This is a genomic window from Streptomyces sp. NPDC013187, assembly GCF_042899705.1.
In the GTDB taxonomy this organism is placed as follows: domain Bacteria; phylum Actinomycetota; class Actinomycetes; order Streptomycetales; family Streptomycetaceae; genus Streptomyces; species Streptomyces hawaiiensis_A.
Genome location: NZ_JBIBAF010000026.1, coordinates 67,946 through 79,930 on the forward strand (window position 1 = coordinate 67,946; position 11,985 = coordinate 79,930).

Annotated in this window: 6 protein-coding genes and 1 pseudogene; all 7 read right to left on the reverse strand. The window is 71.5% G+C overall.

Features of this window, described 5'->3' with window-relative positions:
- Positions 1–25 precede the first annotated feature (25 nt).
- Positions 26–445 carry an aspartate 1-decarboxylase gene (gene panD / locus ACFY5B_RS37420; RefSeq protein WP_389979005.1) on the reverse strand — a complete coding sequence of 140 codons (420 nt, stop codon included), beginning with the start codon at positions 443–445 and terminating at the stop codon, positions 26–28.
- A gap of 504 nt (positions 446–949) precedes the next feature.
- Positions 950–1,204, reverse strand: a complete 255-nt coding sequence (locus ACFY5B_RS37425; RefSeq protein WP_389979008.1) for a hypothetical protein — start codon at positions 1,202–1,204, stop codon at positions 950–952.
- Positions 1,205–1,528: 324 nt separating this feature from the next.
- Positions 1,529–2,275 (reverse strand): 3-oxoacyl-ACP reductase family protein, encoded by a 747-nt coding sequence (locus ACFY5B_RS37430; protein WP_389979011.1) that lies wholly within the window; start codon positions 2,273–2,275, stop codon positions 1,529–1,531.
- A gap of 113 nt (positions 2,276–2,388) precedes the next feature.
- Positions 2,389–3,666 carry an activator-dependent family glycosyltransferase gene (locus tag ACFY5B_RS37435; protein WP_389979014.1) on the reverse strand — a complete coding sequence of 426 codons (1,278 nt, stop codon included), beginning with the start codon at positions 3,664–3,666 and terminating at the stop codon, positions 2,389–2,391.
- A gap of 43 nt (positions 3,667–3,709) precedes the next feature.
- A complete protein-coding gene (locus ACFY5B_RS37440) occupies positions 3,710–4,951 on the reverse strand; it encodes a P450-derived glycosyltransferase activator (protein ID WP_389979017.1) in 1,242 nt (413 codons plus the stop codon).
- Positions 4,952–5,036: 85 nt separating this feature from the next.
- Positions 5,037–9,101: pseudogene (locus ACFY5B_RS37445) on the reverse strand (type I polyketide synthase); the annotation flags it as partial.
- A gap of 106 nt (positions 9,102–9,207) precedes the next feature.
- Positions 9,208–11,985: type I polyketide synthase (locus ACFY5B_RS37450; RefSeq protein WP_389979020.1), on the reverse strand; the 2,778-nt coding region annotated here is incomplete at its 5' end.

The window sequence follows — 11,985 nt, forward strand, 5'->3', positions numbered from 1 at the left end:
TCCTCCTCTGCTGCGGATGAGTCCGTCAGGCCCCGACGGCCTGCGGACTGCGCTGCTGGTCCGAGCCGGGCACCGGCTCGGACGGGTCGGCGCCCAGGGCCACGATCCGGTTGTCGCGGTCCACGTGCACGACCCGGGGGGCGAGTGCCCTCGCCTCGGCGTCCGTCACCTGGGCGTAGCTGATGATGATCACGAGGTCGCCGGGGTGGACGAGATGGGCCGCGGCCCCGTTGATCCCGATGACACCGGATCCGCGCTCGCCCTCGATGACGTACGTCTCCAGCCGGGCGCCGTTGGTGACGTCCACGATGTGCACGAGCTCGCCGGGCAGCAGATCGGCGGCGTCGAGCAGGTCGGCGTCGATGGTCACGGATCCCACGTAGTGCAGGTCGGCCTGGGTGACGGTGGCTCGGTGGATCTTGGACTTGAACAGAGTACGCAGCACTTTGGACTCCTAGCAGACGGCTCCCCGCCAGCTTCGTGCAGGTCAGGGGCGTCGTTCACTGTACACGGGCACGCATCGAACGCGAAGATGTCGAGGAACATCGGTTGACTCTCACGACAGGGCTCTCTACCTGCACTTTCACGAGAGCGTGGCTGCCGTGACAGCGCTGATCCGGCATCTGTTCGGACAGCCGTTTCGGAGCGTTCGGAGACTGATGCTGACCAGTAGCCGAGTTACCTGATGATGCATCAGACAGAGGGGGGCCTCTCAGCACGCAAGTGCGAGGTATCGGCCGCAACGTGAGCTGGTGGGCGCCACACAACAGTTGTCGCCGTCGGCGCAGGAGGCTCTTCGGTTGCGGGCGGTGACCGCGTTGATGGTGGGCCGGACTCGCGAGGATGTCGCGGCGGTGTTCCAGGTGCCACTCAAGGCGGTGGCTAACTTGGTGGCCGAAGTGGCGGGCAGGTGGGCGCGAGGCGACGGTTTGGCATCGTGCCGCTCGCCCTACCGCTTCAGCTCGACGTCGAAGAACTTCAGTACCGAAGTGACGAGCATGAGCCCGTAGACCGCGTTGATCCGCGAGTACTGCACACGGGACACGCCGTGCGCACTCGAGTGCCTGCCGAACACACGCGGGATCAGGTCGCCGTTCGTCGGCCAGTACTCGGCGCGTGCGTACCAGACCGGAGCGAACGTCAGGGCAACCCGAATCTGGTAGTCGTCCAGATCAAACTTTGCCTGGCCCTTCCTATTGGACATGAGCTGGCCATGCCGGGTACCGGGGCGTCGTGCCGTCATCGCGCAGGAACAGCGGGGCGTGACTACGCGTACACATACCTCGAGCAACGGCAGTCACACATGACGCGGCGACCGACGCCGTCTACCGCGCGTACGACGAAATGCCGGCACCAGGGTCACGCACATACACAAGGGCCTCGACAAAGCCAGGCCCCGGCCAGCATGCTGATGCGCCCGGCAGGACGTGGAGTCGGTGTTCACCGCCCACTCGCGCCTGCGCTGCGCGCTCTTCCGCCTCTGCCGCCCTGGCCGTCGCCAGGGCGGCGGTCTGATGTCCGGTGGCGCTCACACCATCTTGAGGCCGCCGTCGACGGTGAGGACCGTGCCCGTCGTGTGCGTGTTGCGAGAGCTCGCCAGGTAGGCCACTGCCTCCGCCACCGCCTCAGGCTCGGCGAAGGAACCGATCACCTGCCGGGCCAGGAGTTCCGTCTGCGCCCCGTCGCGGAGCGCCTCGGTCAGATCGGTCTTGACGATGCCGGGAGCGACCGCGTTGACGAGGATTCCACGGGATCCGAGTTCCACCGCCATGGCCTTGGTGAACGCCTCCAGACCGCCCTTGGACGCAGCGTAGTTGGCCTGACCCTTTCCGGGCTTGCTCGCGGCCGCGGAGGTGATGTTGACGATGCGTCCGCAACGCTGGCGCAGCATGGTGAGTGCGACGGCCTGGGTGAGGAACATCGGGCCGACGAGGTTGGTGGCGATGACCCGGTGGATGTCGTCCGCCTCCATGGTCAGCAGAAGCTTGTCCCGCGCTATGCCCGCGTTGTTCACCAGAATGTCGATCCGCTCGAACTTCTGGTGCACCGCGGCCACCAGCTGCTGTGCGGTCTCGGGGCGGGAGATGTCGCCCGGGAACAGTTCGACCTTGCGGCCTAGTGCGGTGATGCGCTCGGCGACTTCCTCAGCCTGTGACTTCGAGCTGTGGTAGTTGAGCGCGACGTCGCATCCGGCTTCCGCCAGCCGGACGACCGTCGCACGGCCGATCCCCCTGCCGGCCCCCGTCACGAGCGCGACCTGACCTTCGAACTCCATGTGCTGTTCTGCTCCATCCGTTGATTACGGGAGACGACCGGACGGCGATCCGACGACCGCCGGCGACGGTGGTGCCCCGGTACGCGGGCCCGCACCGTGCACCGACCGGGTGGTCAGCGGGACTGCCGGTGGCTCTGGGCGAGCCGCTCCAACACGGGTACGGTCTCCGCAGGGGTGGGATTGGACCGCATCTCGGCCCGCAGCCGGTCCGCGGCCTGCTGGAGGGAAGGCTCGGTGAGCACTCGCTGAACCGCCGCGCGCAGTGTGGCCGCGTCCAGGTTCTCGGGCCGGATGAAGATGCCGGCGCCCAGGTCGTCGAGCTGCCGGGCCCTGACCGGCACGTCCCAGTGCTCGCCGATGACGATCTGCGGAACGCCGTGAAGGAGGGCTGTCGCCGAGGTTCCGGCACCACCGTGGTAGATGATCGCGGCGCAACTCGGCAGCAGCACGTCCATCGAGATGAAGTCGACGATCCGGACGTTGTCGGGGACCTCCGTCAGGTTCTCCCGCTGGGTGCTGTCCAGCGTGGCGACGATCTCGATGTCGAGGTCGCCCAGCGCCGTGAGCAGGTCCTGGAAGCGGACGATGTCCTTGCCGTGGGTCTCGCGCCCCGACACTCCCTGGGTGAGGCAGATGCGCGGTCGCTTCGGCTTCTCGGACAGCCAGCCGGGTACGACGGCAGGGCCGTTGTAGGGAACGAAGCACATGGACAGGATCGGCTCGCGAAGGTCGAGCCGGACACTCTCCGGGCCCGGGTCGATGACCCACTGGCCGTTCAGCAACTCCTCCAGTCCGTCTCCGGCCGCCGGGAGGCCCAGCCTCTCCAGGGTCCAGCCGAGCCACTCGGCCATCGGGTCCTCCCGGTGTTCGGGAGCCTGCTGCGCCTTGGCGTCCAAGAACCGTTCCCGGGCCCGACCGATGACATCGGGACCCCACAGGATGCGGGCGTGCGCCGCGCCCACGGCATGGGCGGCGACCGCTCCCGCGTAGGTGAAGGTTTCCCAGATCACCAGGTCCGGCTGCCAGGAGCGGGCCAGCGCCACGATGTCGTCCATCGTGGAGTCGCCGTTGAGCGGCGCGAAGCACAGCGAGGTCAGAACGGTCTGCTGGCCGAGCAGACGCTCCCAGGACCGCGCCTCGGGCCGCTCCTCGGCGAAGTCCAGTCCCTCCTGATACGGGGTGATGTCTCCGCCGATCTCGGCGAACAGCTCCATCATGTCTTTGTCGTCACCGACCGGCACGGCGGTGAGACCGGACCCGGTGATGATGTCGGTGATGCGGGGCTGGCTGGCCACTCGCACCTCGTGGCCTGCGGCCTTCAGGGCCCAGGCCAGCGGCACCAGGTGGTAGTAGTGCGTGTTGTGGGCAATCGACGTCATCAGGACGCGCATCGGCTCGTCTCCCCGTTCGGCAGTCGGTGTTCGTCACTGGTGCTCATGCCGCACCCAGGTCGGTCAGTGCCCTGGAGCCCGTCCGGGCGACGGGGAAGCGGGCGTGGCCGAGCGTGACGGGTGCCCGCCTGAGGCGTACCGCGGTTCCGCTCGGCCGCAGGCCCGGCGCCTCCTGCGCGAGCACCCGCAGCGCACCGCGGGAAAGGGCGCGGACCGTCCGGGCAGCAGAGGTGGAGTGCGCATCGCCGAGGAGCCCCAGGGGGACGCCGACGCCGTCGCCCAATCCGGGGGCGCCGGTGCCGTTCTCCGTCGGGGCTCGGGTGACCGCCGGGTCGCGCTGGGCGGCGGCGACGAGGATCGCCACATGTCCGTCTGCGGGGATCGGCACTCCGGCCAGTTCGACGTCCTCCTGCGCGATCCTGCTCTCCACCCGCACCGGCGGCCGCCGCCACCAGAGCTCCGCTATGACAGCGTCGGCCTTCTCCGGGTTCTGGCAGAGGGCGTCCCACTTCCCGGGAGAGCTGCCCAGCGCCTCGAACGCGTTGCAGATGAGCGCACCGGAGGGTGCGGCCACATCGACTGCCAGAGCGAGAGCCGCCTGAGCGGACCGTGGTCCGCCGTCGCCGAGGTGGCGCGCGAGCAGTTCCCGGAGCTCGGCCGCTGCTCTCAGGCCGGTCCGTGTGATGTCGAGAGTCTGCGGGCACAGCCGGCTGTCGAGGCTACGGGCACAGTCGGCCAGCAGTTCCTCGAACCGGCCGTGCCCGGCCGCGTGCAGCCCGAGGAATTCCGCCAGGACCTGTGCCGGCAGGCGTCGCGCGAAGTCGGCAACGAGGTCGAAGTCGGCGCCGAGCGCGCCCAGGAGGGTGCGTGACACCTGCTCGGCGAGCGCCTCCACGGCCACCTCGTCCTGCGCCGACACCGCCGGCTCGGCGTCGCCCGGCACGCCGCCGTGCTCCCGTGCGCGGGCCGGACTGATCTCGGGGCCTGCCGGCGGGAGAAGTTCCGCGCGGTGCCGTCCTTCCGCCCGGGTCAGCGCTCCGAAGCGGGCGTCGGTCAGGACGGACCGGGCGAGGGCGCCGTCCGCGATGACCCAGGTGTCCAGCACCTCGCTGTGGAACACCGGTCCACGTGCGCGAACCTCCTCCTCGTAGGGGCTGGGGTCGTCCCGCTGGGCGCGCAGGATCAGCGCGTAAGGGTCTCCCTGCGATCCTGCGAACCAGTGGCCCACGTAGGTTCGTTGAAGTCTGCGGCCGAGTGCGGACGGGGTGGTCCACTGCGTTGTCACGGGAGTCCTCCAAGGTGTCGCGGTGCACGGAAAACGGGGGGGGGAGTAGCCATCCGGCATCCGGCGAAGTTCCCCCCGGGGTGGTTCACAGGGCGTCGAGCCAGCTGTGGACGGTCGCCGCGAGGTGGCGGGCGTGCTCGGTCATCAGCGTCACGTGGGTGCCCGGCACGTCGACGGCGGTGTGGTCGCCGCCGTCCCAGCGTGCCCGCCAGCTCTCCGGTTCCCCGGACCACTCCCCCACCGGCTCCATCGCACGCAGGAACAGGACAGGCGCGTTCGTGGGCTTCGGCGCCCACTCCAGGAGCATCTGGTTGTAGGCACCCATCGCCGTGAGCCGGGAGTCGTCGAGGGACACCACCGAACGCTGCACGACCCAGTCGAGCATCTCGTTGCGCCACACCCCCATCGCCCCCGGCGAGCTGGGGAGATAGACGTCCGCCAGGATCAGCGCCGCGGGACTCGCGCCGCGCTCCTCCAGTCGGCAGGTCAGCGCGTGTGCCAGCGCACCGCCCGCCGAGTGGCCGAAGAGGGCGTAGGGCCTGTCACCGGTGTGCCGCAGCACCGCGTCCGCCTGCGCGTCGAGCAGCCCGTCCAGGGAGCCGGGCAGCAACTCGTCCGCGCGGAAGCCGGGCTGGCGCAGCGCCGACACGGTCAGCCGGTTGTCCAGGGCCGCGGCCAGTGCGGTGAACTCCTCCGGACCCGACGCCACCGCCGTGCCCGCGCAGCAGATCAGCTCCGGTCCCGCACCGTCCGCGGTGGCCAGGCGCATCGGCGCCGACTGCCATGCGGCGGCCGCCTGCCCGGGGGTTTCTCCGGCCCCGAGGACGTGATCGGCGGGGAAAGCGGGCCGGAAGGCGGCGAGTTGGGCGAGTGTGCCGATGAACGGCTCGGCCCGGCCGAGCCGCACGGCCCGTCGGTACATCGCCACCAGGCTGCTCTCACCGGTCGTGTCCGGGCCTTTGGCAGGCGTGCCGTCGCTGTCGGCGGCCGTCAGGGCGGCTGCCAGGTGCCCGGCCAGCTCCCTGGGGGTGGGGTGTTCGAGGACGAGGGAGGACGGCACCTCCAGCCCGGTAGCGCCGGTCAGGGCGGCGCCCAGTTCGATAGCAGCGAGCGAGTCGAAACCGATGTCGCCGAAGGGGGTGTCGGCCGGTACGTCCTCCAATTCGGCGTGGCCGAGTGCAGCCGCCGCTTGTGTCCGCACCAGCACGAGCAGGTCCTGCGCACTAAGCGCGGGCCGGGCCGCCGGACCGGTGGTCTCCTCCGCGTCGGCCGGTCCGGCCGTCCCGCCCACCGCGGGCCCGGCGGCCCTCGCTGGCACGGGAGCCGCCGCCTCCAGCCAGAACCGCTGACGCTGGAAGGCATAGGTGGGCAGTGTGGCGTGGCGGGCGCCGGTGTCGGCGTAGAACCGGGACCAGTCCACCTCCACGCCGCGCGCGTAGGCCGTGGCGAGCGCCATCAGGAGGGTACTGCCCTCCTGCCGCTCCCGACGCATCACGGGCACCAGCGCGGCCCGCGCCCGGCCGGGCGCCTCGGCGGCCGTGTCCCCGGCCGTCTCCTCCTTCAGGGTCTCCAGGGCCAGGCCGCAGAGCACACCGTCCGGCCCCAGCTCCACGAAGGTGCTGACGCCGCGCGCGCGAGCGGCGCGCACCCCGTCGTGGAACCGGACGGTCTCCCTCACCTGCCGGACCCAGTAGTCGGCGGCGGTGAGTTCCCCAGCCTCGGCCACGCGGCCGGTCAGGCCGCTGATCACGTCGAGCGTCGGCTCCCGGTACTCCACCGCGTCCGCGACCCGGCGGAACGCCTCCAGCATGGAGTCCAGGCGAGGGGAGTGGAAGGCGTGGCTGACGTTCAGGCGCTTGGTCCGCACGCCGTATTCGGTCAGCTCCTCGGCAATCGCCGAGACGGCGTCCTCGTCCCCGGAGACGACAATGGAGCGGGGCCCGTTGACGGCAGCAAGCGTGATGCGGTCCTCCTGTCCGGCGATCAGGTCCCGCACCTCGTGCTCGGCGGCACGGACCGAGAGCATCGCGCCGCCGGTCGGCAGTTCCTGCATGAGCCGGCCGCGGGCGGCGACCAGTGCGCAGGCGTCCGCCAGCCCGAACACCCCGGCCGCGTGGGCAGCGGCCAGCTCGCCCACGGAGTGACCGAGCAGCACGTCGGGGCGCAGCCCCCAGCCTTCGAAGAGCCGGAACAACGCGACCTCTACGGCGAACAGGGCGGCCTGGGCGTATTGCGTGCCGTCGAGCAGCGCGGCCTCCGGCGAACCGGCCTCCGCGAACATCACCGTCGCCAACGACCGGTCCAGATGGGCGTCCAGATGCTTCGCGATCATGTCCAGCTCCCGTGCGAACGCCGGGTACTGCGCGTACAGCTGCTCCGCCATGCCGGGTCGCTGACTGCCCTGCCCGCTGAACAGGAAGGCGGTGCGCCCTTCGCCCTGCACGGTGTCCCGCACCACCCCGCCCGGGTCGCGGTCTTCCGCCATCGCCTTCAACGCCCCGAGCACGTCGGCACCGGATCCGCCCTCGGCGGAGGCGTCCGCGAGCAGCACGGTCCGGTGCTCGAAGTGGGTGCGGGTCGTGGCGAGCGAGAACCCGACGTCCAGCGGGTCGAGGCCCGGGTGCTGTTCCAGGTGTGCCGCCAGGCGCGCGGCCTGCTCGCGCAACGCCGGCCCCGTACGGCCGGACAGCGTCCACGGGACCAGGGCCGGCCGCCCCACCACGGCCGGGCGCTCCGCTTCGAGCTGTGCGGGCGGCGCCTCTTCGAGGATGACGTGACCGTTGGTGCCGCTCACGCCGAAGGCCGAGACTCCGGCCCGCCGGGGGGCGCCCGTCCGCGGCCACGGCACCGTCTCGGTCAGCAGCCGCACCTGCCCGTCGCCCCAGTCGACGTGCCGCGTCGGGCTGGTCACATGGAGCGTGCGGGGAAGCACACCCTGCCGCAGCGCCATCACCGTCTTGATGACGCCGCCCACTCCGGCTGCCGCCTGCGCGTGACCGAAGTTCGACTTCAACGACCCGACCCACAGGGGACGTTCCGGGCTCCTCTCCTCACCGTACGTGTCCAACAGGGCCTGCGCCTCGATGGGGTCGCCCAGCCGGGTACCGGTGCCGTGCGCCTCCACCGCGTCGATCTGGCCGGCCTCGAGCCGGGCGTCGGCCAGCGCGCGGCGGATGACTCGCTGCTGGGAGGGTCCGTTGGGCACGGACAGGCCGCTGCTGGCACCGTCCTGGTTCACCGCCGTACCCCGCACGACGGCGAGGACCCGATGCCCCTTGCGTACCGCGTCCGACAGCCTCTCCACCACCAGGACGCCGACGCCCTCGGCCCAGCCCGTACCGTCCGCCGCGTCGTCGAACGCCTTGCAGCGCCCGTCCGGGGCGAGCCCCCGCTGCCGGGCGAACTCCACGTAGGCGGCCGGGTTGGCGAGCACGGCGACTCCGCCGGCCAGGGCGAACTCGCACTCCTCGCGGCGCAGCGCCTGCACCGCCAGGTGCAGTGCCACCAGTGAGGAGGAGCAGGCCGTCTCGACGGTCATGGACGGGCCTTCCAGGCCCAGGAAGTAGCTGATCCGGCCCGACAGGACCGCGTCGGCATTGCCGGTGAGCAGGTAGCCGTCGGACCCCTCCGGCAGACGTCCCGACGCCGCCGTGTCGCCCGGCACGTAGCCCTGGTTCGCCGCGCCGACGAACACACCGCCCTGGCTGCCGCGCAGCGCGCGCGGGTCCAGCCGGGCCTGCTCCAGGGCTTCCCAGGACGCCTCCATCAGCTGGCGCTGCTGCGGGTCCATCACCACGGCCTCGCGCGGTCCTATGCCGAAGAACGCCGCGTCGAAGTCTCCCGCGTCGTACAGGAATCCGCCCTCGCGGCAGTAGGTCGTGCCCGGGACCGACGGATCCAGGTCGTAGATCCGTTCTACGTCCCAGCCCCGGTCCTCGGGGAAGGGACCCACCGCGTCCGTCCCCGACACGACGAGTTCCCAGAGGTCCTCGGGCGAGCGGACCCCGCCGGGGTAGCGGCAGGCCATGCCGACGATCGCGATGGGCTCGTGACGGGCCGCGAGGAGTTCGCGGTTGCGCTTGCGCAGCCCTTCTGCATCCTTGACGGAGGTGCGTAGTGCCTCTAGCACCTTCTCTTGGGACAGAGCCATGAGTGGTCTCCTTGCTGGGCTCCGGGCCGTGACCCGGTCAGGTCTGTGTGGTTCGTGCGGCCGAAGGCGGCGACGGCACGGCGGGCCCCGGCGCCGCCCGCAGCGGTCAGGAGTCGGACTGGTTGAGGACGAGGTCGACCAGTGCTTCGGCGTCCAGACCGTCGACTTCCGCCAAGGCGGACTCCTCGTCCGGCGTGGCCGCGCCGCGATTCGGCTCGCCGCCCGGCAGGTCGTCCCAGCCGCCGGACTCCGCTCCCGGCCCGGCGAGTTCGAGCAGACCGTCGAGGAGGCCCGCGGCCCGCAGCCGGGCCAGCGGCACGTTCTGCAGTGCCTGCCGGATCTCCGCCTCCTGCGCGGCCGCGTCGCTCGGCACCGCCAGCAGGACGTCGAGGCGGGCTGCCGCGGCACGGGCGTTGGGGTGGTCGAACGCGAAGGTGGCGGGGATCTTGGTGCCCACGGCCGCACCGAGCTTGTTCGCCAGTTCCACGGCGGTGACCGAGCTGAACCCCAGCGTCCGGAACCCTGCGTCGGACTCGATGTGCTGCGGCCCCGGGTGACCGAGCACGGCGGCGGCGTGGCGGCGCACGAGATCGAGCAGGATCTCCCGCCGGCCGTCACCCGTGGCCCGGGCGAGCCGTGCCAGCACGCCCTGGTCGGCTGCCCCGCCGGGCCGTGCGCCGCCCGAGAGGTCCTCCGACGGCCCGCCCGTCGGTCCGTCCGGGGCGGTACGCACTCCGGGCAGCTCCCCGATCAGCGGGCTGGGCCGGAAAGCGGTGAACGACTGTGCGAACCGGGACCAGTCGACGTCGACCACGCTCACGCAGGTGTCCCCTCGGTCCAGGGCCTCGCCCAGTGCGGCGACGGCCGACTCGGGCTCCATCGCCCGCAGACCGAGGCCGGTGAGGAATTCCTCGCCCTGTTCGCCCGCCATGCCTCCGCCGTCCCACAGGCCCCAGGAGACCGAAGTGGCGGTCAGTCCCTCCGCCCGGCGCTGTTCGGCCAGCGCGTCCAGTGCGGCGTTGGCGGCTCCGTATGCGCTCTGCCCGCCACTCCCCCACACGCCGGCGCCCGACGCGTACAGCACGAACGCGTCCAGCTCCTTCTCCCTGGTCAGGTCGTGCAGATGCCGCGCCCCGACGACCTTGCCCGAGAGTACGGCGGCGAGCCCCGCCACATCCGTCTCGGTCAGCGGCGCCGAGTGCGGGGCACCGGCAGCGTGGAACACCGCCGACAGCGGCTGCCTGGCCGGCAGGGTGTCCAGCAGCACCCGCAACGCGTCCCGGTCCGCCACGTCGCAGGCCGCGACGGTCACCTCTGCGCCCAGCTCCTTGATCTCCGCTGACAGTTCCGCGGCTCCCGGTGCGCCCTCGCCCCGCCGCCCGGCCAGAATGATGTGCTCGGCGCCGTTGCGGGCCAGCCACCGCGCCAGATGGCCTCCGAGAGATCCGGTTCCGCCGGTCACCAGAACCGTGCCGCGCGGCTGGTAGCCGCCCTTCGCGGCCCGGCGGGCGGATGCGGAAGGGCTGGAGGCGGGCAGCAGCCTGCGGCCGTACGCGCCCGACGCGCGCAGCGCCACCTGGTCCTCGGCGCAGGTCTCCGACAGCACACGCACGAGCTGCCGCCCTTGCCGTCCGGCATCCCGCGCCGCACGGGGAAGGTCCACCATCCCGCCCCACCGGGTGGGGAGCTCGAGCGCCGCACAGCGGCCCAGGCCCCAGACCTGGGCACCGGCTGACGACGGGCCCTCGGCGGGGGACACCGCGACCGCCCCACGGGTCACGACCCACAGCTTCGGCTCCACGCCCCGGGCCACGTCCACGTCCAGATCCGCGCACGCCTGCGCGAGCAGCATCGTGGCTGCCGTGGCACGGTCGACGCCCGGATGATCCGGGTGCTGCCGCTCATCGGTGCCCAGGAGGGAGAGAATGCCCACGAGGGGTTCCTGCTCTTCGGCCGCGGTGGTGGTGAGCCGTGCCGACAGGCCGGTGCGGTCCGTCGCCGTCACGTCGACCGTGAGACGGGAGACCGTGGCGCCGTGCGTGGTGAGGGCTTGCTCGACGTCGTGGGCGACACGCGTGGCGTCCGCGTCCAGGTGCTCGGGCACGACGAGCAGCCACCGGCCCTCAAGTCGCGCCGACTCCGGCAACGACAGACTCTTCCACGCCACGCGGTAACGCCAGCTCTCGATTCCTGACGCTTCGGCGGACTCGGTCACCGTCGTGGAGGGGCTTGATTCAAGCCAGTAGTGCTGGCGTTGGAAGGGGTAGGTGGGCAGGTCGATGGTGCGGGCGCCGGTGCCCTCGAACAGGGCCGGCCAGGTGACGTCGACGCCCTGGACGAACGCCTCCGCCACCGAGGTCAGGAAACGACGCAGACCACCCTCGTCACGGCGCAGCGATCCCACCGCGCACACCTGCCGGCCGGCGGACTCCGCCGTCTCCTGCACCGCACCCGTCAGCACCGGATGCGCGCTGGCCTCCACGAACACCGCGAAACCATCAGCCAGCAGCAGCTCCACCGTCTCCTGGAACCGCACCGGCCGACGCAGATTCCGCAACCAGTACCCCGCATCCAGACCAGCCGTGTCGATCACCGCGGCTTCCACCGTCGAGTAGAACGCAACCTCACCCGCCCGGGGACGGATACCGGCCAGGACCTCCTCCAGCTCACCACCCACCGCCTCCACATGCGCCGAGTGCGAGGCGTAATCCACCGGCAGACGGCGTGCCCGCACGCCCTCCGCCTCGCATCCCGCCACGAACTGCGCCACCGCGTCCGTGTCACCAGCGACCACGGTGGCGGACGGCCCGTTCACCACCGCCACACCCAAGCGCCCCGCCCACCGGACCACACGCTCCTCCACCACAGCCACCGGCAACGCCAC